Annotated in this window: 22 protein-coding genes; 2 read left to right on the top strand and 20 right to left on the bottom strand. The window is 70.9% G+C overall.

Features of this window, described 5'->3' with window-relative positions:
- Positions 1-3: 3 nt before the first annotated feature.
- The 6 genes from KV100_RS02160 to KV100_RS02135 all read right to left on the bottom strand — a co-directional run bounded on the left by KV100_RS02160 (position 4) and on the right by KV100_RS02135 (position 9,142).
- Positions 4-2,829, bottom strand: a complete 2,826-nt coding sequence (locus KV100_RS02160) for a branched-chain amino acid ABC transporter permease/ATP-binding protein (RefSeq protein ID WP_220341267.1) — start codon at positions 2,827-2,829, stop codon at positions 4-6.
- On the bottom strand, positions 2,829-3,605 hold the full coding sequence (locus KV100_RS02155; RefSeq protein ID WP_220341266.1) for an ABC transporter ATP-binding protein: 777 nt from the start codon (positions 3,603-3,605) through the stop codon (positions 2,829-2,831). Before KV100_RS02155 ends, KV100_RS02160 begins: the two co-directional genes overlap by 1 nt.
- Complete coding sequence (locus KV100_RS02150; RefSeq protein WP_220341265.1) at positions 3,586-4,920, bottom strand: ABC transporter substrate-binding protein; 1,335 nt, start codon at positions 4,918-4,920, stop codon at positions 3,586-3,588. The genes KV100_RS02155 and KV100_RS02150 overlap by 20 nt, the downstream gene beginning before the upstream one ends.
- 89 nt (positions 4,921-5,009) lie before the next feature.
- Positions 5,010-6,299, bottom strand: coding sequence for a hypothetical protein (locus tag KV100_RS02145; protein WP_220341264.1), 1,290 nt, complete (start codon positions 6,297-6,299; stop codon positions 5,010-5,012).
- Positions 6,296-7,318 (bottom strand): WxL protein peptidoglycan domain-containing protein, encoded by a 1,023-nt coding sequence (locus tag KV100_RS02140; protein WP_220341263.1) that lies wholly within the window; start codon positions 7,316-7,318, stop codon positions 6,296-6,298. The genes KV100_RS02145 and KV100_RS02140 overlap by 4 nt, the downstream gene beginning before the upstream one ends.
- Positions 7,319-7,438: 120 nt before the next feature.
- Positions 7,439-9,142 (bottom strand): hypothetical protein, encoded by a 1,704-nt coding sequence (locus KV100_RS02135; RefSeq protein WP_220341262.1) that lies wholly within the window; start codon positions 9,140-9,142, stop codon positions 7,439-7,441.
- A gap of 171 nt (positions 9,143-9,313) precedes the next feature.
- Between KV100_RS02135 and KV100_RS02130 the strand changes: the two genes are divergently transcribed.
- Positions 9,314-10,003 carry a class E sortase gene (locus KV100_RS02130; protein ID WP_220341261.1) on the top strand — a complete coding sequence of 230 codons (690 nt, stop codon included), beginning with the start codon at positions 9,314-9,316 and terminating at the stop codon, positions 10,001-10,003.
- Position 10,004: 1 nt separating this feature from the next.
- Positions 10,005-10,211: a hypothetical protein gene (locus KV100_RS02125; protein ID WP_220341260.1), complete on the top strand. Its 207-nt coding sequence runs from the start codon at positions 10,005-10,007 to the stop codon at positions 10,209-10,211.
- Between the two features lie 178 nt (positions 10,212-10,389).
- On the opposite strand, the gene KV100_RS02120 is transcribed toward KV100_RS02125, so the two are convergent.
- From KV100_RS02120 to KV100_RS02055, 14 genes are all read right to left on the bottom strand, one after another.
- Entirely contained in the window at positions 10,390-11,136 is a 747-nt protein-coding gene (locus tag KV100_RS02120) for a hypothetical protein (protein WP_220341259.1), read from the bottom strand.
- Positions 11,133-11,810, bottom strand: a complete 678-nt coding sequence (locus KV100_RS02115) for a hypothetical protein (protein WP_220341258.1) — start codon at positions 11,808-11,810, stop codon at positions 11,133-11,135. Before KV100_RS02115 ends, KV100_RS02120 begins: the two co-directional genes overlap by 4 nt.
- A complete protein-coding gene (locus KV100_RS02110; RefSeq protein WP_220341257.1) occupies positions 11,810-12,646 on the bottom strand; it encodes an SDR family oxidoreductase in 837 nt (278 codons plus the stop codon). The genes KV100_RS02115 and KV100_RS02110 overlap by 1 nt, the downstream gene beginning before the upstream one ends.
- Positions 12,643-13,626, bottom strand: a complete 984-nt coding sequence (locus KV100_RS02105; protein ID WP_220341256.1) for a hypothetical protein — start codon at positions 13,624-13,626, stop codon at positions 12,643-12,645. The genes KV100_RS02110 and KV100_RS02105 overlap by 4 nt, the downstream gene beginning before the upstream one ends.
- Positions 13,623-14,402: a hypothetical protein gene (locus KV100_RS02100; protein ID WP_220341255.1), complete on the bottom strand. Its 780-nt coding sequence runs from the start codon at positions 14,400-14,402 to the stop codon at positions 13,623-13,625. Before KV100_RS02100 ends, KV100_RS02105 begins: the two co-directional genes overlap by 4 nt.
- A complete protein-coding gene (locus KV100_RS02095) occupies positions 14,399-15,637 on the bottom strand; it encodes an aromatic ring-hydroxylating dioxygenase subunit alpha (RefSeq protein ID WP_220341254.1) in 1,239 nt (412 codons plus the stop codon). Before KV100_RS02095 ends, KV100_RS02100 begins: the two co-directional genes overlap by 4 nt.
- A gap of 13 nt (positions 15,638-15,650) precedes the next feature.
- Positions 15,651-16,661, bottom strand: a complete 1,011-nt coding sequence (locus KV100_RS02090) for a hypothetical protein (RefSeq protein ID WP_220341253.1) — start codon at positions 16,659-16,661, stop codon at positions 15,651-15,653.
- Positions 16,658-17,485 carry a hypothetical protein gene (locus tag KV100_RS02085; RefSeq protein WP_220341252.1) on the bottom strand — a complete coding sequence of 276 codons (828 nt, stop codon included), beginning with the start codon at positions 17,483-17,485 and terminating at the stop codon, positions 16,658-16,660. Before KV100_RS02085 ends, KV100_RS02090 begins: the two co-directional genes overlap by 4 nt.
- 153 nt (positions 17,486-17,638) lie before the next feature.
- Positions 17,639-19,090 carry an aldehyde dehydrogenase family protein gene (locus KV100_RS02080; RefSeq protein WP_220341251.1) on the bottom strand — a complete coding sequence of 484 codons (1,452 nt, stop codon included), beginning with the start codon at positions 19,088-19,090 and terminating at the stop codon, positions 17,639-17,641.
- Entirely contained in the window at positions 19,087-20,283 is a 1,197-nt protein-coding gene (locus tag KV100_RS02075) for an NAD(P)/FAD-dependent oxidoreductase (protein WP_220341250.1), read from the bottom strand. The genes KV100_RS02080 and KV100_RS02075 overlap by 4 nt, the downstream gene beginning before the upstream one ends.
- The gene (locus tag KV100_RS02070; protein ID WP_220341249.1) at positions 20,280-21,170 is read right to left on the bottom strand and encodes an oxaloacetate decarboxylase; all 891 of its coding nucleotides are present in this window, start codon (positions 21,168-21,170) and stop codon (positions 20,280-20,282) included. Before KV100_RS02070 ends, KV100_RS02075 begins: the two co-directional genes overlap by 4 nt.
- On the bottom strand, positions 21,167-22,672 hold the full coding sequence (locus KV100_RS02065) for an aldehyde dehydrogenase (protein ID WP_220341248.1): 1,506 nt from the start codon (positions 22,670-22,672) through the stop codon (positions 21,167-21,169). The genes KV100_RS02070 and KV100_RS02065 overlap by 4 nt, the downstream gene beginning before the upstream one ends.
- Positions 22,669-23,988: an acyl-CoA dehydrogenase family protein gene (locus KV100_RS02060; protein ID WP_220341247.1), complete on the bottom strand. Its 1,320-nt coding sequence runs from the start codon at positions 23,986-23,988 to the stop codon at positions 22,669-22,671. The genes KV100_RS02065 and KV100_RS02060 overlap by 4 nt, the downstream gene beginning before the upstream one ends.
- 6 nt (positions 23,989-23,994) lie before the next feature.
- Positions 23,995-25,332: a flavin reductase gene (locus KV100_RS02055; RefSeq protein WP_220341246.1), complete on the bottom strand. Its 1,338-nt coding sequence runs from the start codon at positions 25,330-25,332 to the stop codon at positions 23,995-23,997.
- Between the last annotated feature and the right edge of the window lie 4 nt (positions 25,333-25,336).

Genomic DNA, 25,336 nt, shown 5'->3' with positions numbered 1-25,336 from the left:
GAGTCATGGTGTCCCCGCGGGGAGGGGCTCGACGCTCGTCAGCTGGGGACCCGACCGGGCGATGGCCGAGTGGTCGGACCCGAGGTAGGAGCTGACGACGTCGGGGTGGTTGCGGACCTCGTCGGGGGTGCCCGAGGCGATCAACCGACCGAGGTTCATCGCGACCATCCGGTCGCTGAGTCGAGCCAGCAACGGGAGGTCGTGCTCGATGACGACCATCGCCGTCCCGAGCTCGCGCCGGACGTCGAGGAGCAGGTCGCCGAGGGCGTCGCACTCGTTCTGGGCGATGCCGGCCGACGGCTCGTCGAGCAGGAGCACCCGCGGCTCGAGCGCGAGCAGGCAGGTGAGCTCGACGACGCGCCTCGTGCCGGTGGAGAGCTCCGAGATGGTCCTGCCGGCGAACGGTCCGAGACCCATGCGGTCGATCAGCTCGTCGGCACGACGCGCCTTCATCCGGTCGGGTCGGGGGGTCCCGAGCGACGCGGCGAACAGACTGCTCGGCTCCGTCCGCTCACCGGCCACCATGACCGTCTCGCGGACGGTCATCGTCGGGAAGAGCGCCGCATCCTGGAAGGAGCGGACTAGTCCGCGGGTGGCACGGCGTTCCGGGGTCGCGGTCGTCACGTCGTGACCGGCGAAGATCACCGACCCCGTGTCGGGCTTGGTGAATCCGGCGACGATCTCGAAGAGCGTGGTCTTGCCTGCGCCGTTGGGGCCGATGACTCCGACGATCTCCGCCGGGTGCACCTCGAGGTCGACGTGGTCCACGGCGACGACGCCGCCGAAGTGCCTGCTCACGTCGTTGACGACCAGCAACGGCGCGGCCTGCGGCCCGGCCTCCAGGTCTTCGACGTCGACGGCGAACAGGCCGTCCAGCGCCGCGGAGCTCTGCAGCGGCGAGCGCTGGGTGACGTCCGGCTCGGCGCGCGCGACAGCGGGGTCGATGCCGGCACGCACGGCGAGCCGGTCGTACCACCGGTCCCGCATCCGCATCGCGATCCCACCGAGACCGTCGGGGAGCAGGACGACGACCAGCAACCACCCGAGCGCCAGGAGGGCCTGGCCGGGGATGCCGAGAGCCACCAGGCCCGGGAGGCCCACGATGATCAGCGCACCCACCATTGGCCCCGCGACGAGTCCCAGGCCACCGACGACGGTGAGGGCGACGACGTCGATGCTCGCCGAGGCCGGGAACGAGTTGACCGTCAGCTGCGTCTGACCGTGGCCGATCACGACGCCACCGAGGCCGGCGAGCGCTCCCGAGACTGCGTAGAGCTGGAGCTTGCGCAAGGTGCGCGGCACCGTGAAGGCACGGGCCGCGTCCTCGTTGTCACGCAGCGCCTGCAGCGTCCGACCGAAGCCGCTGCGCCAGAGGTTCGCCGACACGAACATGCCGAGGGCGAGCATGAGCAGCGCGAACAGGTAGTAGTCGCGGGCGACGTCCATCGAGTAGCCCCACCACTGCGGCTTCGCCGGTGAGACGCCGTCTCCCAGGAAGATGTCGAGCCGCAGCACCCAGGCCGTCGTCGCCAGGGCGAAGGCGAGCGTCGACACCGCCAGCGCGAGACCTTTGAGACGTAGCGCGGGGATCCCGACCAGCACCGACACGAGCGCGGCGGCCAGCACACCACCGAGCGTGCCGAGCACGAAGCTCCCCCACGAGTCGACCAGGTGGACCGAGACCGCCGCGGCGATGCCGGCGTAGGCGAACTGTCCGAGGGACAGCTGTCCCGCGACCCCGGTGATGAGACCGACGCTGAGGCCGACCAGCGCGAAGCCCGCCACGCTGGTGAGGACCGACGCGGTCTCGTTGCTGACGACGTACGCCAGGGCGACGGCGATCGTCGCGCAGCCTCCGACGAGGAGGTACGGCGTGACGCGGACGCCGCGCAGGGCGGCGTACGCGGCAGGGACCGGGGGGGCGCCGACCCGGCGCCAGCTGCCTCGCTCGGCGTCGGCACGACCGAGGGTCGGCTGACGAAGCAACGCGATGACGATGACCAGGCCGAGCACCACGGGCACGAGACCGCGGGTGTCGGGGTTGGACAGCAGGACCTGCTCGAGCACGCCGATGCCGATGGACGCGCCGAAGGCGATCGGGATCGACGTCATGCGCGCGATCACGGCACCGGCCAGACCCTTGAGCAGCAGGTCGGGCCCCAGGGTGTCGATCGACTGGCCCGCCGTCGTCGGGGTGACGAGGATCGCCGACAGTGCCGCGATGCCGCCGGCGATCGCCCAGGCGTACGACGACATCCGTGGCGCCCGGATGCCCTCGAGGGCGGCGGTGTCCGGCGCGTCGGCGGCGGCACGGATCGCGAGGCCCTGCCGCGCCTTGCGCAGGAACAGCGCGAGCGCCACCAGGACCGTCGGTGCGACAACGATCATGGCGACGTGGGCCGGGGTCACCGGCAGCTGCCCGATGGTGAACGACGGCAGCAGCGGGGGCATGGGGAACGTGAATCCGCTGACGCCGTCGCTGTTGAGCAGCAGCGCCATGATGAGGATGAACTGCGAGAGTCCGAGCGTCGCGATCATGCCGATGAGGCTGGGCCGTCCGGCGAGCCTGCGGACGACGCCGATCTCGATGCCGGCGGCGAGCCCCGCGGCGACCGCGATGGCGACCGGGAACGCGAGGTAGTACGGAGCGCCCCAGTCGACGACGAGGAGTCCGAGCACCGAGGCGCCGAACGCACCGATCGAGCCGTGCGCGAAGTTGACGAAGCGGCTCGAGCGGTAGACGAGGACCAGGCCGACGGCCAGCAGCCCGTACGTGAGGCCGGTGAAGACACCGATGAGGATCCGGTCGATGCCGATCTCGAATCCCATCATCGGGCCACCGCCACGTGTCCGCCGAGCATCAGCTCACGCACCCGCTCGGGATCGGCGCTCAGCTCGGCCGCGGTCTCGCAGGCCACGATCTGGCCCTTCTCCATGAAGTAGGCGCGGTCGACCAGCGACAGCGCGACGTTCACGGACTGCTCGACGAGGAGCACCGCGGTGCCGCGCTCGTTGAGGCGGCGGACGAGCTCGAGCAGGCCGCCCACGACGACCGGCGCGAGTCCGAGCGAGAACTCGTCGATGACGAGGATGCGCGGGTCCTGGACGATCGCCTTCGAGAGCGCCAGCATCTGCCGCTCGCCACCGGAGAGCGTCGACGCCGGCTGGTCCTGACGCGCCCGAAGCCGGGGGAACACCGCGAGGGCCGCCTCGACGGCCTCCTCGGCCCAGGCACGGTCCTGGATCGTGTAGGCGTGCATCCGGAGGTTCTCGGTGACGGTCAGCGAGCTGAACGTCGCCTGGCCGACGACCTGACCGAGCCCGCGAGCGATGCGCTCGCGGGTCGGTGCCGACGTGACGTCGACCCCGCCGAGCTGGACGCTGCCTGCATCGGGGCGCAGCAGGCCGGCGATGACCTTCAGCATCGTGCTCTTGCCGACGCCGTTCGGGCCGAGGAGCGCGACCATCTCGCCCTCCTCGACGACCAGTCCCGCGTCGAAGAGCACCTGGACCTGGCCGTACGAGCACTGGATGCCCTCCACCGCCAGGGCGGGGGCTCCGGAGCGAGGCGCGTACGAGGCCGGGCTACGACGTCGGGAAGTCAACGTCGCCCCCCTTGTAGACGAAGCAGCGACAGTCGCGGTCGAACGAGAGCACCCGGTAGGCGCCGGAGGCCGCGTGGCGGCCCGGCCCGAGGGTCCCCGTGAACCCGGTGGCCGGCACGAACGCCGACCCGAGGTCCTCCACCGCCGCGCCCCACGCAGCCGCGTTGAGGTTGTCGGTGAGCTCGGTGGCTCCCGCCTGCAGCAGCATGGCGGCGTCGCAGTACGGGAGGGCGACGCGTGCCGCCTCGCGGGAGGAGAACGTGATGCCGGCATCGGCGTAGATGTCGATGCAGCGCTTCTCCGGTTCGGTGCCGGGGAACGGAAGCTGGTCGTCGGTGACGTCCTGGCCGGCGGCGAAGCCGACTCCGACCATCCCCTTGAGGACGTCGGACGGGACCGTCTCGGGGTTGTTGACGAAGAAGCTGGGGTTGTCGAACGAGGAGATCGCGTAGCGCGCCGAGAAGCTCTGCGCGCTGGCCACGGACGCGAAGATCGAGGCCAGTCGCGCGCCACCGAGGAACATGACGCGGTCGATGCCGCCGCTCCGGAAGGTCACCGCCCCCTGGTCGTTGCCCTGGAAGAGGCTGCCCTGGTCGGTGGTGTCGACCCACGCGATCTCGGGCTTGACACCGGCGTCCTCGAGCAGGGGGACGGCCAGCTTCTCCATCGTCGAGCGGTTGATCGGGTTGTCGGCGGCGATGACACCGACGCGCTTGCGCCCCTTGAAGAAGCCGTTCTCCTTCAGTGTCGAGACGTACGCACGGACGAAGCCGTCGTACGACGGGTAGCTGGGCGACCAGAGGTAGGGCGAGAGCTTCTCGTACGTCGCGTCGTCGGTGGCGACGAGCGTCGCGTCCAGCACCAGGGTCTTGCGCTGGGCGTAGCACGGGCGCGCGTTGCTCTGGAACTGACCGGTGAGCACGACGGCGAACGCCTTGTCGTCCTGCGTCACCTTGTTGCAGAGCTGCTCCTCGGCCGCCGGGGAGTCGACCGCCGCGTCGTACATCCGGAAGACGGCGTCGAGCTTGCGCCCAGCGACTCCACCGTTGGCGTTGACCCAGGCCTCGAGGGCCTCGACCTGCTTCTCGGGATCGCCGGCGTTGGCCGTCTTGAAGCCCGTGATGTCCTTGACACCCTCGAGGTCCACACCGACGAACACAACCTTGACCGCATCGTCGGTGACGCCCGGACCGACTCCCTCGGCAGACACCGAGGTGCCTCCGGCGCCGTCTCCGACCACCGCTCCAGGCATCATGCTTCCGCAGCCGACGAGGGCGAGCGCGAAGCACGCGAATGCCGCGCTGGCCCGGATCACCAACGATCGATCCGGTCCGCCCACAGGGTCTTTCTGGTGCCGCATCAGCCCTCCAGCCCGCCTACGTTGAGTCGCTAGAATATACGATATTAGGTGGTCTGAGAAGAGCGTTTGCCCTCTCGGTGCGCCAGCCAGGTATCGACCGCGTCGACGTCGACGACGGCGTCCGCGGAGACCGGAGCCGCCGGATCGTCACCGGAAGGCGCCCCCGACGGGTCACGTCGAGTCAGCCACGCGTCCAGCGACGGCAGGTCAACCACCGCTGCACCGCCCCCTCCCCCGTCGGCAGCCGTGCCGGAGAGGACGCGGGTCTGCGAGGCCAAGCCGGGGTCGCCGAGCAGCGCCACCAGGTCAGGACCCTCGAGGCGGCCGTCGAGGCGGTTGATGAGACGCGTCTTGCCGACGGCCTTCGGGCTCACGAGGAAGCCGCCCAGCGACTCCACGTACACCACGTCCGGGAGGCCGTACGGCTTGCTCGCCAGCGCCGCGGCGGACTCCCCCGGCATCCGGGCCTTCCTGCGTTCCTGAGCCGCCTTCAGGCGCACGTAGATCCCGAGGGCGAGCAGTGCCGCGCACATGATGGTGAAGGCGATCAGTGCCCAGGGGTAGGCGCCCCACGTGGTCTCGAACGTCGTCCCGAGATCGCCCTCGCCGACGGACCCGACCACGTGGTAGGTGCCGAACGCGGCGAACGGCAGCTCGACGTTCATCTCCAGACGACTGCTCTGGAGGGGCTGGATCGTCAGGTCACGGCCGACCCCCACGGTCGGCTCGGTCTCCGCCGACTGGCCGACGCCGATCTTGATCGGCGGGTTGACGGCCGGCGCGGTGCCGCGGTTCTCGATGGTCACGACCAGCTTGCGGGCGGGAGCGGCCCCGAAGAGGCCCCAGAACCCGCCGCTGCCCTCGAGCCTGACCTCCTTCACGTGGAGGTTCGGCAACGGCAGCACGGGTGTCGGGGGCGTCCCCGTCGGGTGTCCGGTGATCACGAGCGGAGAGTCCACGGCGAGCGCCGGCCCGGTGTACGAGGCGAGCCGGACGACGCACGGGCAGGGTCGCGGCGGGTTGCCGACGACGAGGTCGAGATCCACCTCACCGTCGACGTTGGCGACCCCGAGGACGGCGGTGCCCTGGTCGCAGGCAGACGACCCGCCGATCGCGAGGTCGCCGCAGACCACGGCCTGCACCTGCGTCATCGCCGGCCAGCCGACGCCCTTGACCTTCACCCGGTCGGCGTACCCGGCGGTGCCCGGAGAGACCGTGGCGGAGAGACCGCTCGCCGGCTCGTCCGCGGCCTGGGTCGGCGCCCAGAAACCACCGGCGAACGTCAGCGTCGCCAGCAGTGCCAGCAGGATCCCGAGCTTTCGTGCTGTCCTCACCGGCTGCTCCCGATCGTAAGCGTGGGGGCGGTCGCGACGGCTTCGAAGGCTCGCCGTCGCTCGGCCCGTCGTCTCAGCCACCACCACAGGGCGCCGGCGAGGGCGAGCAGGAGAATCACGACGAGCGGCCAGGGGACGATCCAGGCGGTGGTCGACCTCTCGTCGCGGACGCCCTCCGGCGTCGCGAGGGTGACGTCGACCGACACCCGGTCGGCAGAGCCGATGCCCGCGACGTCGGCGCTCAGCTTCGCGGTCTGACCCGGGAGGAGATCGACCACGGCTGCGGTCTCCACCTCGTCGAGCTCGCGGCCCCCCAGGCCGGAGACAGTGATCACGCTCGCCGGCGACAGCCGCAGGTTGCCGGTGTTCTCGACGGTGTAGGTCACGCGGCCCTTGCCGGACCCCGACCAGGGGAAGAGTCCACGGTCGTGGTCGAGCTGGACGTCACTGACCTCGAGTGCGGGGGTCGTCGGACCACTCACGCGGAGGTAGAGGCGTGCGGCGACCGCGCGCTTGATGCCGACGTCGAGTCCGCCGGACTCGGCCGAGCCCTCGATGGCACCGTTGAGGGCGACGATGCCACCCACGTGGTCGCCGGGGGTCGCGTTGGCAGGGATCTGGATGGTGATCGGGACGTCCACCTGGGTCCGGCGCGCGACTTTGACCTGTTGGACGGGAAGCTTCACCCAGGCACCGACGTCGACCTGCGGACGGTCGAGCGTCCGCAGCGCGAAGAAACCGCCCTGCTCGGTGTTGTAGCCGTCGGCTCCGTAGAGCGAGAAGGTCAGCGCCCGCTTCGTGTAGTTGCGGATCCGCACCTTGTCGGTGAGCGTCGCGCCGGGAGCGCCTTCGAGAACGAAGTAGCTGCGAGGCGTCGGCGACGACTCGGAGCCGGGGGTGGGCGTGACCGACCAGGCGCCGTTGTCCGCAGCATGCACCGGCGACGGCACGACGGCCGTCGCCACGGCGAGCATGACGAAGGCGATCAGGGCACCCGCCAGGTGCTTGGTTCGGATCATCGGTCGGCACTCCTCGCCGAAGGGGGACGTGGCGATCCGGGTGGGTGCCGCGAGAGCGGCACCCACCCGGACCGGTGCTACGTGGTGCGTGTCATGACAGATGACGTGTCGAGAGCGGACTCACGACAGCGTCAACGTGAGGAGGCCGGTGTAGGTACCGGCCGCCTGGCTGGCTCCGACCTCGAGCGAGAGCCCGGCGTCGGCGACAGCGTCGCCTCCGCTGGTCCCGTCGGCACCCAGACCCGACGTCGCCACCGCGCACAGCGGCAGGTCGGTCGAGGCATCGGCGAACGATGCCGATGCGCCCGCGACGACGGTGTCGTCGGTGTTGCTCTGGGCGGCGCACTTCGGCGTCCAGGTCAGGGCGTTCGGAGCGATGGTGAAGTTGCCGCCGCTCGGCTTCGCGGGACCGTTGAGGCCCGAGAAGCGACCGACGAGCGACCACCCGAGGGAACCTCCGCGGTAGTCCTTCACCGTGACGTCCTTGAGATCGCCGGTCGAGGTCTGGTCCGTACCGTCGAGCGAGACGCCCGACATCAGAACGTTTCCTGCGTCCTTCGACATCTTCAGGTCGCCCGCGACGACCGTCAGGTCGAGCGTCTCGAGCAGCGAGCAGCTGCCCGTGGTCGCCGCTCCCTGCTTCGCCGTGCAGGTGTCACCGGAGAAGGTGAACGCCTGCGAGGCGAAGATGGCGACCGGCGGGGGGCCGGGCGCGTGGATGCGACTCGCACCGATGTAGGCAGTCCCGGAATCGTTCACGATGAACGTGGCCGAGATGTTGCCCGCGGAGTCGGCGGTCGTCGTGACAGCCGGGTCGGACGAGGCCGGCGGCGGGAACGGCGGACCGCTCTTGGTGCCGCTGACGCTCACCGGCTGGTTCGGGTCCCAGTTGGAGCCCGTGACGGTGACGACCGTGCCGGCGCCACCGCCGGTGACGTTCGTCGAGACGGTGACGTTGCCCAGGATGGTGATCGGGGTCAGGCTCGTCTCACCGCCCGAGGTGACCTTCAGGGACCGTGCCCCGGTCGTCGGCGTGGCGGACACCGCGAGGGTGCCCGAGCCCGTGCCGTCGCCCGCGATCGAGAGCGTCGAGGACGTCGCGTCGCAGCTGGTCCCGCTGGTGTTGCAGAGCTCGGCCGTACCGGTGCCGGCCGCTGAGAAGTTCGTGACGCCGAAGCTGATCACGTCGTTCTTGCGTGCCGCGTTGGTGACGACCTGGTTGCTGATCCCCGTGATGGAGGCCGACGGACCGACCGCCGAGAAGCTCGCGCTGATGTTGGTGTCGACCGGCGTGGTGGCCGGGTTGACCCCGTTCGCCACTCCGCCCGACTGCCCGTTGCACTGGACGCGCAGCGTGTAGTCGGGGATGTCGTAGATCACCTTGCGAAGCTTCAGGGTGTTGGTCCCCGAGCTGGTGACCGGGAACGAGCCCTGGACCGTGTCCCCGGGGATCGGACCGAAGCCCGGCGCGGAGAACCCCTTCTGGACCACCGGCAGGTTCACGCCGTTGACCGAGAAGTAGTAGTAGACCGTGCCGGACGCCGCCGGACCGCCGTTGGTCGGTCCGGTGTTGAAGGTCAGCGTGAAGTTGCGTGAGCTGCCGACCGTGCTCCCGCCACTGGTGGTGAGGGTGTAGTCGGCATTGTTGCCCCACGCCGCCAGCGAGCTGGAGAGGTTGCCCGTCGTCGAGGTGTCCTCGAGGGCGGCACCAGCCGCCACGGAGTAGACCCAACACCCGCCTGACGGGGTCGCCGCGGACGCCGAGGTGGCGCCCACGGTGACTGCTGTCGTCGCAAGCATGCTGGCTCCAGCCAGCAGGGCCACGACGCGTTTCTTAGATCTCATCTACCCGCGCTCCTTCTTCGGGTAGGGGGCCCCGAGGGGCCCGACCTGAGTCGCAGTCCTGTCCACTGCATTGCACACATCGGGAGTGCAAGTAGGGATAGGCTCAACCACGCAGACGATATTGTCAATGATATATCCGAGAGGATTTTGATGCGCAGGTCCGTGATGAGCCAGTCCGCGAGGGTGGCCGGCACCGTGGTGCGCTCCGGCGCGGAGCTGCTGGTCACCGGTGGCGTGGTCGTGCTGCTCTTCGCCGTCTACCTCGTGGTCTGGAGCGATGTGCAGACCGCGGCCGCACAGGTCGACCTGCGAGACGACTTCGAGAGCCAAGTCGAGGCCGCCGCCGCCACACCGAGCTCGAACGTGCCCGCCGAGCCGGCCAAGGTCGCTCCCCCACGAGGGTCGGGTATCGCCGTCATGAGGATCCCCCGGCTCGGCGACGACTGGTCGTGGGTCGTGGTGGAAGGCGTGTCGGACGAGCAGCTCGCGCGTGGTCCCGGACACTTCCCCGAGACGGCGCAGCCGGGTCAGGTCGGCAACTTCGGCGTTGCCGGTCACCGCGCCACCCACGGTGAGCCGTTCGCGCACATCGACCGCGTCCGCAAGGGCGACACCGTGGTCGTCGAGGCGGTCGGAGACACCTACACCTACGTCGTCGACCGCACCGAGATCGTCGCACCGACCGCGGTCGACATCCTGCTCCCCGTCCCGGGAAAGCCCGCGGCCAGAGCCCGAAAGGCCCGGCTGACCATCGTGACCTGCCATCCCCGATGGGGCTCCAGCGAGCGCCTCATCGTGCACGGACACCTCGTCGAGACCCGCTCCGGATCGGAGGCCTGACGTGTACGCAGCCCTGTGGCGGATCCTTCCCGGGCCCACGGCCGTGAAGGCGCTGATCGCCGTGGCCCTGTTCGTGGGGGTCGTCCTCATCTTGTTCCTCGTGGTGTTCCCTGAGGTGGAACCGCTGCTGCCGTTCGACCAGATCACCCTCGAGCCCGAGCAGACGGCGGGCACGGTCGGCGGCGAGTCCGGGGTGGGGGAACCGTAACCTCCGAACTGGAACACTGTCTCGCGATTCCAGGAACCGTCTCAGTGCCCGGCACAGCACGCCCGGCACAGCACGTCTCCGCCGCCCGGCCGGAGGCGCGGGCGGCGGAGACGTGGACGGTGCAGACCGTGCAGGGCCGGGCCGGGGGAACACGGCCCTGCACGGAGACGGGGGGCGGTCAGTGGTCGCGCAGCAACGATCCGAAGCCGTGGAGCTTGTCCTCGATGCCGTTCTCGCGCAGCGCCATCCACCAGGTGGCGGCGTTGATCGCGATGACCGGCTTGCCCAGCCAACGCTCGGCCTCGTCGGCCAGCTGGGTCATGCAGAGGTTCGTTCCGCACTGGACGATCGCGTCGACGTCGGGTCCGTCCACCTCGATGATCGCCTCACGCAGCGTCTGCTCGCTGACGTGCGCGATCGCGACGGCGCTCTCGCAGCTGAGGCCCTTGATCTTGTCGACCTCGAAGCCGAGCTCGGTGAAGAACTTCCGGACGTTCTCGTCACCGATCGGGGTGTACGGCGTGACGATGCCGATCTTCCTGGCACCGTAGAGCTGGAGCGCGCGCTCGCAGGCCTCGGCGCCGGTGGCGACGCCGAGCCCGCCCGAGAGGTCCTGGATCTGCTGGACGAACTGGCGGTTGCCCTCGACGCCGTCCCAGAAGGTCTCGGCGCTCATGCCCATGACCATGTAGTCGGGCTCCATCGTCACGACGCCCTCGACGCAGTCGGCCATCGCGGCTCGGATCTGGACGAGCAGGTTCTGCATGCCCTCGTCGTCGGCGATACGGCCGTCTCGGATGAGGATCCGTCCGTAGTGCGAGGTGACACCGGGGACGCGCATCATGTCGAACTCGGGCTGGACGATCGTGTTGGTGCTCGGGGCGATCACACCGAACTTGCGGCGGTAGCCGAGGCGGTCGGTCATGAGAGGGAGGCTCCTTCGGGGACGGAGGGACGCTCGGCGTGCGGGAGCCGCCTGCTCAGGCGGAGCGCGCCGATGAGGAAGCAGAGCTGGACGCCGGAGTTCGTGAGCTGCTCGATCCACTGCAAGGCCTCGGTCTGGTTCGGCCGAGCGGCGAGCGGAGGGAGCACGAGGGTTCCGACGAGGTAGAAGATGAACAGCCAGCGTCCGAGCTGGTCGTCGTGGCGACGGGCGAGCGCCGAGGCCATGGCTCCGACCGCGACCGCGGAGAGGGCGGCGATGGCGAGCATCGGGGTGAGGTTGCGCGCGGCGCCGGAGATGCATGCACCGACGAAGGGCACGAGGGCGAACGGCGCCCAGGACACGACCTTGCCGACGTACACGCTGGCCAGTGCCCAGGCGATCGCGGAGAACCCGATCGCCAGGCAGGGGAAGAGCATCTGCTCGAGGAAGGGGATCTCCACGCAGGGGCCTGCGACGAGCAGCTTCCAGACCGCCTTGCCGAGGCCGCCCGCAGTGACGACGAGACCACCCAGAAGTGCGCCCACCCGTACGGCGGGAATCACCTTGCCGAGCGCGTTCGCCAGGACGACCAGGCCCGCGCCGGCGAGCAGCACCGGCACGAAGTCCTCGATCGCCAGCGCCAGGCCGTACTCGGTGCACGGATCGATCGCCATCAGGCCACCGCTCCCCTGCTCGTGGCCGGGGACTCGTCGGTCGCGAAGATGTCCCGTGAGCGGAAGCCGGCGGTGAGGAACCGGCCCATCGCCTTCGACCGGGTCAGCCAGGCGACCCTTGTCCCGTTCTTGCTCGCGGCGAGCACGTGGTCGGCCAGCCACGGGGTGACGGTCTCGACCCGGTCACCGAGGATGTTGAAGATCTTGCGCGCCTTCTCGAACGCCTCGGGCTGGCCGTCGTAGTCGTCGACGAGCAGATCGGTCGCGACGATGCCGGGCGACAGGTAGCCGACTCGGACGTCGGTGCCCTTCGCCTCCTTGACCATCGCGGCGGTGAGGTAGGTGACCGCGCGCTTGCTCGCCCCGTAGACCGCCATGCCGGGTTGGAGCTGGCCGTCGGAGCCGAAGCCCTCCATGTTCCAGATCCATCCGCCGCCGGCCTGGGCCGACAATCCGGCGAGCGCGACGGCGCTGCCGTTGATGGCACCGACGAGATTGGTACGGATCACGCTCTCGACCGAAGCCGCGGGGATCTCCGGCAACGGACGGCGGGGCGCGGAGACGCCGGCGTTGTTGATCCACACGTCCACCCGGCCGAACGTCTCGGTCGTGTGGTCCCACAGCTTCTGCAGGGACTCCCGGTCTGTGACGTCGGCGGCGATCCCGCTCACGCGGTCACCACCGACGGCGCCGAGCTCGGCGACGGCGGTGTCGACCGTTGCCGACGACCGGCCGCAGACGACCACACGGCAGCCCCGCTCGAGGAGCTGGCCGGCGAGCCCGAGGCCGATGCCTCGAGTGCCGCCGGTCACGACGACCACCCGGGAGGCGCTCACGTCGCAGGCTCCCAGGTCAGCAGTCCGTGGACGAAGTGCGTCGTCCGCTCACCGCTGAGCAGCTGCCACACGATCGAGAGCTCTCGCGTCTGCGGGTCGAGGAGGAACTCACGACCGCGGATCTTCTCGACCCCGCGCGCGTCAGCCCCCATGAGGTGCTGCGTGGTGAAGAGCGCCCGGCCGTACGAGACCGCGTTGCCGAAGACGTCCGGCCCGTCGTACTGCACCCGCGCACCGTCGCGGTAGCGCTCGAGGGTGTAGGAGCGGTCGAGCGCGCCCTCCCAGGTGACGCGCTGGCGGGCGCGCAGGAGAGAGAGCGGCTCGTGGTCGATGCGTACGTCGGTCTGGCCGACGGTCGTCTGCGTCGCGGCGTCCTCGACCGAGAGGCTGCCTGTCCAGGCGCCCGCCTCCTTGGTGGGGAGGACCTGAGGGATGGACCCGCGACGGGTCTCGGCGGCGATCCATTCGTCGACGAACGTCTGGGTCTCAGGGTTCGTCTCGTGGTCCAGCGTGCGCTTGTAGACGCCGTTGAAGACCGCACAGACGGCCCATCCGTCGTGGAGGACCGACGAGTAGACCTGAGTCACGCCGTCGGGCAGCACCTGGTTCCAGGTCCGCAGGTCCGCCTGCCAGCCGGGCGAGTAGTAGTTCGCCTCGACGAAGAAGCCGTACGGCTGACCCGTCCCGTAGAAGTCGGGACCGCAGTAGACGCGGTTCTGGTCGGAGTCGACGATGCCGAAGTCGAAGTCCGCGCCGAGCTCGAAGCGGTTGCGCAGCGGGCCGCTGCCCTCGAGGTTCGTGCGCATCCAGTAGCGGGAGACGCCGTCCTCGACGACGCTCGCGCGGACCACGTGCTCGTAGCCGACGTGGTTGCCCTGGGCGTCGAACAGCGACGGCCGGCCGTGCCACTCCCCCTCGATGCGCTGCTGCCACTCGCTGGTGGTGTCGGCTCCTACCTCGGGATCGGCGGTCGCCGTCACGCGCGCACCTCGTTGTCGAGCAGGTGCGTCCGCACGTCCTCGGCCGACTCCTCGCCGATGAGGCGCGAGATCTGCGCCCAGACCTTGTCGACCTCGGGGCTGAAGACCAGGGCCCGGCTGCGGGCGTCACGGGCCACCAGGTCGGTGTCCTCGACGTCGGCCAGCACCTCGGACGGCACCTCGGCGTCGAGCAGCCCGAACCAGTGCTCGAGGTAGGTGGTGACCGCACTCTCGATCGCCACGAAGGCGTCCGCATCCGCACGGTTGACCAGCATCCACGGAGACATCATCGCGTTCTGCCGGGGGCCGATCGCCGCCTTGCTCAGGCCCGACCAGGTCGACACCTCCTCGTACGTCTCCGTCAGCGGCTCGTAGGCCCAGTCGAGGTACGGGAGGTGGGTGCCCAGGTCGGCCCGAGGGATGAGGTCCAGGTGGAACGCGTACGTGCCCTGACCCTGCACGGAGTCGAGCGTGAAGTGCGGGATCGGCGAACCGCCGCGGGTGAACGCGAACACCATGTGGCTGTCGAGACCGATCATCTCGACGGCGAGGCCGACGTAGACGAGCTTGGCGACCGGCTCGGCCTCGTCCTCGGAGACGAAGACCCGCACCTGTCCCACCGGCTCGGGCGTCATCGGCGAGGTGAGCGTCCGCAGGGCCGACCCGTCGTCGGCGGTGACCTCGACCAGGCGGCGCTCGGTGACGATGCGCTCCCAGGTACGGCGGCACAGGCCTTCGGGCAGGCTGACCGGGGCCTCGGACTCGGTGGTGCTCATGCGGGGACCTCTTCTCCACGGGTCTGATCGGTCGACTCGGTCGTGCCGTTGGTGTCGGTGCGGGGGACGTCGCCGCGCGCCTCGCGCTCGACGCGCTTGCCGAGCAGCTCCTTGCTGCGGACCTCCTTGAAGTTCCACGCCGACGCCAGCTCGGGGACCTCCTTGCGGATGGGCGACGGGATCACGCGCGCCTCCACCCGGGCCGGCCCCTCGCCGACGATCGTGTTGCCCTCGACCGACCAGCCCCTGTCGATGAGCTCCTGGCGCCGACGGCGGTAGAGCACGGCGTTGTAGTCGCTCTTGACGTGCAGCTCGGCCGACAGGTCGAACGGGAGCAGCTCGGGTCGGACCGCGTTGACGACGGCCTCGTCCTCGTACAGGACCTTGAACACCCGGCGTCGGGCGTCACGGTCGGCCCACTTGCCCTTGAAGAACGTGCGCAGGGCGATGAACTTGACGAGCGTGGTCTCCTCGTCGATCGGGATGTTCACGTCGAAGATCTTGAGCGCACCCATGGGCGTGTCGATCTCGAGGAGGATCATGTTGGGCAGCCACCACGTGGTCGACACCGGGACCGGCGGGCGGTTCTTGAGGTCCTGCTTGTTGGGGTTGATCATCCCCCAGATGCCCTTGGAGCGCGGCGGGTTGAGCTTCACCGACACCTTGCAGTGCCACTCGGACTCCTCGACCTCGAAGTCGGGGACCTCCGGCTTCTCGCGGTTGCCGAAGACACCGCCGTGCACGAACGGCGTGTGCGCGACGTCGACGCCGTTCTCGAGGATGCGCTCGTAGTTGGACTTCCAGAGGAAGCTGCCGGTCACCGCACGATAGGTCTCGGTGTCGTCGATGGCGGACCAGTCGGGCAGCGGCGGGCGCTCGGCCTCGGGCAGGTCACCCATGTAGATCCAGATGAAGCGGTGCTTCTCCTGAACGGGGTAGGAGTCGATGCGCGCCTTGCGAGGGATGCCCTTGTCGGGGTGCGCGGGGATCTTGCGCACCGAGCCGTCGGGCTCGTACTCCCAGCCGTGGTACGGGCAGACGAGGCAGTCGTCCTTGATCTCGCCACCGGACAGCGCGGCACCGCGGTGCACGCAGAGGTCCGACATCGCGACCACGCTGTTGTCGCTGGACTTGCGATAGATGACGAGCTGCTGCCCGAGGAGCTTCACCTTCTTGGGCTGCCCCGCCGGGAGGTCCTCACTGAAATCGACGGCGTACCAGAAATTCTTGAACATCGCGGGTCTCCTCCTAGCGTCGCCGGATCTCGGCGATCTCCGGGCAGGGCTGCTCCGCCAGCAGCTCCAGGGCGTTCTTCGCCTCGGCATCCCCGCGCAGGCTGGCGCGGAGGAACGAGGTGACGGTGGTGGCGAGCGCGTCGCGTCGTGCGGCGTCGTCGCCGGTCGGCGGGTCCTCGAGGAACCCGCGTGCGGTGGTCGGATCGTGGGGATGGGCGGCGAGCATGTGCGATGCGCCCGCGAGGTGGACGAGCCACGCCTCGGTCGTCGACGGGAGCGCCCGCTCCCAGGTGGCTGTCACCGGGTCGTGCGTAGGCGCGCCGGGCTCCTCGCCGTACCGGACGGCGCTGGCGGCGACGACACCGTCCGCCGTGCCGGCCAGCAGCATCACGGGGGCCTCGACCGGTGCCGGCAGCAGGGTGCGCGGCGGGTGGCCGAGCATCTGCGACGCCATCGTGTGCGCGCCGTAGGTGACGACGGCGCGCACCTCGGGGAACCACCGAGGGCTCGCCGACTGGAGCGCGACGGTGCCACCGGCCGAGTGGCCGAACAGGGCGACGGTGTCGACGTCCAGGAGGCCCGCGAGCGGTCCTGCCTCCCCGAGCGCGGCGACGGCGTCGAGCACCGGACGCAGCGCCGGGGTCGTCGGACCGCTCCCGTAGGTCTGCGGGCCGACGGTGGCGAGATCGACGCCGGGGGTGAGCCCGACGTCTGCGGGACCGTCCTTGCCGGGGAAGAGCTCCGCGACCCAGTCATAGGTGACCGCGACGAAGCCGGCCTCGACGAGCCGCACCGCCAACCACGAGTACGCGTCGGCGGCGACGTTGACGCCGGAGAGGATGACGGCCAGCGGGTACGGGGCACCTGCTGGGTCCGCCGGGAGGCGGCCGCTCATCCGCTCGGCCGTGGTCGTCGCCGGCAGGGCCGGGTAGCGCACGGTGACGTGCGCGGTGTCGTACGGGGCAGGAGCCCCGGGGACACCGACGGCGGTACGGACCGCGCGGACGAGGACGGCAGGGCTCATCGGGACCGGTGTGCCTCGTGCTCGTGGGCGCGGGGCAGCACCCGGTCGCCGCCCCACAGCGCGCGGACGAGCTGCTGGGTGGTCTCGGCACCGAAGTAGCGGTCGCCCATCACGTTGGCCGGGTCGCGCTCGGCGATGTTGCGTCGGATGGCCTCGTCGTCGGCCGCGAGGGCAGCCTGCTCCTCGACCGGGACGGTCTCGGCCTGGTCGACCCAGCCGAGCCAGCGATCGAGGTGCTCCTCGGCCAGCTCGGTGACGAGGCTCGTCATCTCGTCGGCGGCGGGCGCCATGTAGCAGAACGCGGTCGGTGACAGACCCGCGCGGACGAACGCCGACCGGCTGACGAAGGGCTCCAGGAAGGAGTTCTCGTTGCGGACCTGCTCCCACCGCTCGTTGACCGGCTCGTAGTAGCGGTCGAACGAGTCGGTGTCGGTGACCAGGTAGCTGCGGGGGACGGAGTCGAGATAGACCCATCCCTGCGGGAAGCAGCCCAGCGCCATCCCGAAGTGCGGGACCTTGACCTGGGGGCCGAGCCAGATCGTCAGGTGCACGTTGCAGAAGCCGGCGGCGGCGTTCTCCATGTGCGAGTGGACCATCCAGTCGATCTCCGGACCGGAGTAGGTGCGGACCCGGCCCTTGGCCCCGGTCTCTCCGCCGAAGTCCTCGAGGGCCTCCGACGACGGGTCGCGTTCGAGGGCGAACCGCTCGGACACGCGGGCCTTGAGCCGCTCCACGAGCGCCGCCCAGGTCGCGAAGGTCTCGCTGACGTCGGTGGGGCCCGACTCGTCGAGGTGCTCCTGCACGTACTTCAGACTCTGGCTCACGGGGGCTCCTTTAGGGCGTGCGACGTGGGTCACGTTGCTCAGACTATATATGATCTATTCCCTCGGCGGACAGGGTTCGAATGAGAATCTTGGCCCGTCGCGGGCGGCCGAGGACGGCCATGAGGGCAGCCGTGACCGAAACTTGATAGGGCGTCAGCTCGGGTACGCCGTCGCCGCCAACGCGACGCCGCCGGCCCTGAACGCGGCCGGCGCGTGGAGGACGCAGGTCTGCACGTGCTCGAGGATCCCCTCGTCGCCGTACTCCCTCCCCCACCCCGAGCGCTTCACGCCACCGAACGGCGCCCTCAGCGCCAGGCCGGTGCGGTTGTGCGTGTTGATGAAGGTGAACCCGGCATCGACACGCGCCCCGACGGCGAACGCGTGCTCCTCGTCGCGCGACCAGACCGAGGCGCCGAGCCCCAGGTCGCCGGCGTTCGCCCTCGCGACCACCTCGTCCTCGGAGTCGAACGCGAGGATGGGAAGCGTCGGACCGAACTGCTCCGTCGCCACCACGTCGTCGTCGTCGGCAGCACCGAGGACCAGGGTGGGTCGGACGAAGTATCCGCCCTCGAACGCGGTCGCGTCGTCGAGCGACCCCAGCTCGAGCACCTCGGCACCGCGGGCGCTCGCCCCCGCGACGAGCCCGCGCACACGCTCGGCCGAGGCCGCGCTCACGACCGGTCCCATCGTCACGCCGGGGTGGCGCGGGTCGCCTGTGCGCAGCACACGGGCCGCTGCTTCGCGGTAGGCGCCGACCACCTCGTCGTAGCGCGAGCGGTGGACGTAGAGGCGCTTCACCGCCATGCAGACCTGCCCGCTCGTCGCGAACGACGCCATCACGAGACGGTCCATGGCGGCGTCGTCGAGCGAGACGTCGGGGAGCAGGATCGCCGGGTCGTTGCCTCCGAGCTCGAGCAACGAGGGCGTCAGCGCAGAGGCGGCGGTCCGCGCGATCGCCCGTCCGGCGACGTCGCCCCCGGTGAAGGCCACCCGATCGACCCCGGGGTGCCCGACCAGCGCGGTCGCGGTGTCGGCGTGACCGTGGACGGTCTGGAGGAGCCCCTCGGGGAGCACCTCCCCCATCGTGGCGAGCAGCCGCTCGACCGCGAACGGAGCGAGGGGTGACGGCTTGACGACGACGGCGTTGCCGCCGACCAACGCCGGGGCGACCTTGAGCATGGTGAGGACGACCGGTGCGTTCCAGGGGGTCACCGCCGCGACCACGCCGTACGGCCGGTGGCGGCGGACGAGCCGGCCCTCGGCGTCGTCGACGACGTGGTCGACGAGCAGGGCCTCCCCGCGGTCTGCGGCCCACCGCAGGACGGCCACGCCGAACCCGACCTCGCCGCGGCAGTCCGCGAGCGGTTTGCCCGTCTCCCGCGCCATCAGGACGGCGAGATCGTCGAGGCCAGGCTCGAGCAGGTCCGCCGCGGCGCGCAGCGTCGCGGCGCGGTCGGCAGGTGCCACGACGAGCCAGCCGGCCTGGGCGGTGCGGGCTCGGGCCACCGCGACGTCGACCTCAGCAGCGCTGGCGACCGGCGTCTCCCCGACGATCTCGGTGGTGCGGGCCGGGTTCTCCCGCGGCGTGGTGGCCGCACCGCTCACCGGGCGCCCCCGAGAGTCGGGTCGAGCGGCCGCAACGAGTCGATCATGGACGTCCGGCGAAGGTAGGCCCGCTCTGCGGCCGGGTCGGCTGCCAGGGCGCGGAGCTCGGCGTGGTGGGTGGCGCGCGCGGCAGGGTCCTGCTCGCGCAGCTGCTTCCAGTTGTCGTGCGTGACGGTGCGTACGTACGAGAGGGCGACGTCACGTCTGCGCTCCATCACGTCGTCCAGGTCGGCGACGATGGCGGTGCCGGCCAGCACGTCGGCAAGGGCGGTCGCGGCGAGCACCGCGTCGTGGACGCCGCTGTTCATCCCCATCCCGCCGAGCGGGTTGTTGACGTGGGCGGCGTCTCCGACCAGGAGCACACGACCGGTCCGGAACCGGTCGGCGACGCGCTGGTGCACGGCGTACAGCGACGCGTGGAGCACCGCCCAGTCGCGCCCCAGGTCGGCCACGCGCCGAAGCCGCTCCTGCACGCGGGCGGCGGCGACCTCGTCCTCCGCCGGGCTGTCGGGGTCGGTCGGGAAGAGGATGCGCCAGTGCTCCGGCGTCCGCAGCAGGACCAACCACTCCGACGGGTCGAACACGTAGTTGACGTCGGCGATCCCCGGGAGGGCGGCAGTGAGGTCCTCCGTCGTGGAGACCACGAGGAAGCGCTCGGGATAGGTGATGCCCTCGAACGCGGCACCGACGGCCTTGCGCACCACGGAGCTCGCGCCGTCCGCTCCGACGACCCAGCCGGCCGACCACTCCCGTCCGGTCGCGCTCGTCACGCGCACTCCGGCGTCGTCCTGGACGACGCCGGTCACCGGCTCGCCGAACTCGACCGTGCAGCCCTCGTGCTGAAGCAGCCGCTCGAGGAGGATGGGAGTCAGCTTGCTCTGCTCGCACTGCACACGGAACGGGTACGGGGTGTCACCGGCCAGCGCGCCGAGGTCGAGCTCGGCGATCGGACCCTCGTGCCGGTCACGATACTGGAAGAGCCGGGAGACGATGCCGCGCTCCATCAGCGCGTCGAGCACATCGAGCTGCTCGAGCATCTCGAGCGTCGGCGGGTGGTACGTGCTCGCGCGCGACTCCGCCGAGAGGGTCTCCCCCGCCTCGAGCACCGTCACCGGATGGCCGGCGTGAGCCAGCGTCAACGCCGCGGTGAGTCCGACCGGGCCTGCGCCCACGACAACGACCGTGTCGGTCATCGCACGGTCACCTCCTCTGCATAGCGCTCCTCGAGCAGGAGCTGGTCATCGAGTCCGAGCAAGGCGGTCAGGTCGTCCCACGCCCAGCGCGGAGCCTCCCCGGCGCGTCCGGACCGCGCGATCGCCGCATAGACGTCGGCCACCGCGCGCGTCGCCGCGAGAAGGGCCGAGACCGGATGAATCACCAGCCGCACGCCGAGCGCGGCCAGGGTCGCGTCGTCCGGGACCTCGCCGTCGGAACCCGCTGCCTCCGAACGGTTCAGCACGAACGGGGCAGGCGTGCCGAGGGCAGCACGGACCTCGGCCAGGTCGGCAGGTGCGGCACCCTCGACGAAGACCGCGTCGGCGCCGGCGTCGACGAACGCGCGCGCCCGTTCCACGACCGAGCCGATGCCCTCGACCGAGAGGGCGTCGGTCCTCGCCACGACCACGATGCCGGTGCGGGCGTCGACCGCCGCGCGGACGCGGCCTGCGGCCTCGGCGACCCCGATCACCGCCTTGCCGCTCATGTGGCCGCACCGCTTCGGGGCCACCTGGTCCTCCAGGTGGAGGCCCGCGATGCCGGCCGCGGCATAGACGCGGGTCGTCTCGCGGGCCTGGAGCGCGTTGCCGTACCCGGTGTCGGCGTCGGCGAGCAGCGGCACACCCGCCAGCGAGGGGACGACGTCGCGAGCGCGCGCTGCGATCTGGCTCCCGTGGACGAAGCCGAGGTCCGGCAGTCCGAGCCCGACGGCCGAGGCCACCGCGCCGGAGAGGCACGCCGCCCGTGCGCCGGACGCGACGGCCAGTCGTGCCGTGACCGCGTCGTGGACGCCGGGCAGGTGGACGACTGCGTCGCCGGACAGGAGCTCGCGGAGCCGCTCGGCCGACGACCCCTCGGCGCTCATCGGCCGTGCAGCGCGAAGCTGCCTTCGACGCCGACGACGCGAGCCCCGGTGAAGCAGCGGATCGTCTCGATCGTGCCTTCCTCGCCGAGCCCGGACATGCCCCAGGCGGGTCGCGGCGTCATCAGGTGCAGGCTCATGATCGAAGAGCCGTTGACCTTGACCTCGCCCGCGCGGACGCGCCGTGCGAAGGCCAGCGCGCGCTCGGTGTCGGTCCCGACGACGTAGCCCTCGAGCCCGTACGCCGTGCCGTTGGCGATCGCCAGCGCCTCCGCCTCGTCGGCGTAGGTGTGGACCGTGGCGATCGGCCCGAAGACCTCCTCGACGGCGTCCTCGGGCGCCACGCCCGTGACGAGCGCAGGCGCCAGGTAGTTGCCGGCGTCAGGAAGCGTGGTCGCGCGATGGATCTCGCCACCGGCGGCTTTGAGGCTCGCAAGCGCACCCTCGAGACGCGCGAGGTGGACCGAGTGGACGATCGGACCCAGGTCGGACGACTCGTCGAGCGGGTCCCCCGCCTTGAGCGCCGCGAGCCGCTCGAGCGCCAGAGCCATGATCGCGTCGGCCGACGCCTCGGGCAGCACGAGGCGGCCCAGCGCGCGGCACCACTGACCGTTGAGCGTCGTGAGCAGGTCGACGGCGGCGCGCGCAGCGACCTCCGGGTCGGCGTCGGGCATGACGACGAGAGGGTTGTTGCCACCCAGCTCGAGCTGGAGCGCACTGAGGTTCTCGGCGCAGGCCACCGCGACCGCTCTGCCGCCGGCGGCACCCCCGGTGAAGGAGACGGCGCGGATGCGGGGGTCGGTCACGACCGACCCACCGACACGAGGGCCGCCCTGGAGGAGCTGGAAGACTCCCCCGTCGACGCCGGCGTCACGGAGCACCTCCGCCACGGTCGTCCCGAGCAGAGTCGTCGCGTACGGCGCGTACTCGCTGGGCTTGAGGATCGTCGGGCACCCGGCCGCCAGGGCGCTCGCCACCTTGTGGGCCGCCATCGGTGCCGGCGCGTTCCACGGGACCAGGCAGACCGCCGGTCCGACCGGCAGCCGGAGCACCTCGACCGGCTGGCCGCTCGCGCCGGTGACCGGCGCCTCGACCAGCGCGCCCGAGCGGAGCATCTCCGCGGCGAGGCGGAAGGCGCCCGGCACGATCATGCCGACGATGGAGGTCTGACGGACAGGGACGCCGGTGGCGAAGGCCTCGAGAGCGGCGAGCTCGGGCTGACGCGCCTCGAGCGCGGTCGCGACGGCGTCGAGCAGGTCGGCCCGCTCGGCCGGCGAGGTCGACGACCACGTCCCCGTGGTGTGGGCGGCGTCGGCGGCGCGAAGGGCTCGCTCCACCGACTCCGGTGCACTCTCGACCGCGGGGCCGAGACGCACGGCACGGGATGGGTCCTCCAGGTACAGGTCGAGCGTGCCGGTCGCCGGGGCGACCTCCCCCGCCACGACCTCGACCAGCTCCGGCAGCGTCACCGCCGCCGGACCCGCAGTGTCCGCCGTACTCGTCATCCTCGTCCCGCCTCCGTCTTCGCCTTCGCCGCCGCATCGGCCGCGTCGGGGGTCGTGAGGCCGCTCCACGACTCGTCGGAGACGAGCAGCTGCGCGAGGTCGAGGCGTCCCCGCTCGGCGGGGAAGGCCTGGACCAGACCCATCGCGGTGTCGCGTACGGAACGACCGATCACGTTGTCGAGCAGTGCGCCCGACGTCCCGCACATCTTCAACGATCCGACCGCCACGGCGAAGGCTTTCTCGCAGATCGAGCCCTTGGCGAGCTTCCAGTTCTTGATGACCTCGGGCTTGGGCAGGATCGGCGGGTCGCTGGACTCGAGCTCCACCTGGTAGCGCAGCCACAGGTGCATGTCGGTCAGGTCGGTCTGGGCCTCGCCGATCAGCACCTGGTGCATCGGCGAGGAGGCGATCGGCTTGCCCGTGTCGGCGAAGCGCGCCTTCATCGTGCGCTCGAAGGCGTAGTCCCACGCCCCCTGGGCGATCCCGGCGTAGATCGCCGCGATCGCGATCTGGTTGCCCACCCAGGACCCGCGCGACATCGACGTCGCACGGGCGAACCCGGCGGGCACCGCCAGCGCGTGGTCGGCAGGGACGAAGCAGTCCTCCATCACGAGCCCGAAGTTGTCGGACGCGCGCATGCCGAGGCCGCTCCACTCCTGCCGCGGGCGGATGCCCTCGGAGTCGCGGGCGACGAGGAACAGCGAGATGCCGTCGATCCCGTCGATGTCGGCGCGGCGGGCGGTCACCAGATAGAAGTCGGCCGTGCCCGACAGGCAGCCGAACGACTTCTCGCCGTCGAGGCTCCAACCGCCCTCGACCGGGGTCGCGGTGGTCGAGATGAGGACGTTGGCATTGCTGGCCTTCGCAGCCTCGCTCGCGAAGTTGGCGAGGCAGCGCTTGTCGGTGCCCATCAGGTGCAGGACGCGCTCGGCGAACCCTCGCACCTCCGCGACCTCGTCGTCCTCGTACAGGCCGGCGTCGAGCGCGGCCAGCGGCAGCAACCCACGCGAGGACGCCGAGCAGTGGAAGAAGAAGGCGAGGGCGGTCGATCCGCAGACCGTGCCGAGCGCGTACGTCGTGGCGACCAGGTCGCGCAGGCCGCCACCGAGACCGCCGTACTCGGTGGGGACGACGAGCCCCAGCAGGCCGGCCTCGGCGAGGAGCTTCACGTGGCCCTCGGGGAACTGGCCGCGGGCGTCGGCCTCCTGGGCCGCGTCTCGGACGGCGGGGAGGATCGCCTCGACCCGCGCCGCCCGCTCGCGCTCGTCGGGAGTGAGATCGGTCAAGAGGTGTTCGGCGGTCAGCATGGCCGTCATCAGCTCCTAGAGAGTGGGGAGGGGGGTCGGTTCGGGAGAGGTGCTCGCGGTGGAGCCGTTCGGAAGAGAACCGTTCGGAGCGACGGCAGGAACCGCGGTGCGACCGCGGACACGGCGTGCGAGACGATCCAGCGCCACGGCGTCGGCCGGCGTGGTGACGTCGAGCGTGCCGAGCAGACGGATGAGGTCCTCGGTGGCGACTGCGCCGTCGAGACCGCCCAGCGTCGTGTCGAAGTGGTGGACGCCGGACTTCAAGGCGGTCAGCACGTTCACCAGGCCGAGCCGATCGTTGTCTCGCAGCCGCAGCCGTAGCGGGACGGGCCGCGCGAGGCCGACGGCGTCCTGGAGGAGGGCGCGGACCTGGAGCGGGGTCGCGGCACCCTCGGTGTCGTCGAGGCAGATCTCGGTCGCGCCGGCGCTGGCGAGCAGGTCGATCGCGGCGAGCGGGTGGTCGCCCCCCGGCACCGCGAACACGTCTTCGAGGATCACCACCCGGCCGTGGACGTCGGGCATGGCTTCGAGCTCTCGCAGCAGCACCGCGGCGTCCTCGACCGAGCGCAGGTCGCGACAGTCGGCACGGATCTCGAGGACGGGGATCCCCCGCTCGACCGCCTGACGAGCCTGGACGAGCGACTCGACGAGCGCACTGTGCTCCTGGGGAGCCCGGGCACCGGCCTCCGGCTGACGGCCCGTCCACGGCAGAGCCTCGAGCGGCGCGTCCGCGGTGAGATCGGCGACGCGCACGCGGATGCCGGACCTGCCGACGTGGTGCGCTGTCTGGCGGACGGTGTCACCACTCTCGCCGCGGCTGATCAACGACGAGACGAGTCCGCTGTCCGCGAGCGTCGCGACGTCGGGGAGCACGTCGGCGAACTGCCCCCATCCTCGCGAGTGGAACAGCAACGGCGCCGTACGGCGGGCCGCGTGCCCTGCGAGCACCTCGCCGACGAAGATCGTGTGATCGCCGCCCGGATAGGCATGGACGATGCGGCAGTCCAGCCAGCCGAGCGCGGAGTCCAGCAGCGGGACGCCGGTCGCCGCGGTGGACCACGTCTCGCCGTCGAAGCGGTCGCCCACGTCACCCGCCATGCCGGCGAACCGACGCGCCACCTCGCCCTGGTCCTTCGCGAGCACGCTGATGCCGAACACGCCGCTCGAGGTGAGGAGACCGTGGGTGTAGAGCCGACGGTCGAGACAGATGGAGACGAGCGGCGGGTCGAGGCTGACGCTCGAGAACGAGCTCGCCGTCATGCCGTGGCGCACACCGTCGACGACGGTCGTGACGACGGTGACACCGCTCGGCCACTGGGCCAGCACGTCGCGGAACGTCGACGACTCCACCACCGAA

Origin of the sequence: Mumia sp. zg.B21 (genome assembly GCF_019550855.1) — a bacterium.
Taxonomy (GTDB): domain Bacteria; phylum Actinomycetota; class Actinomycetes; order Propionibacteriales; family Nocardioidaceae; genus Mumia.
The sequence above is the reverse complement of the archived record's forward strand: the minus strand, read 5'-3'. Positions and strand labels throughout refer to the sequence as shown.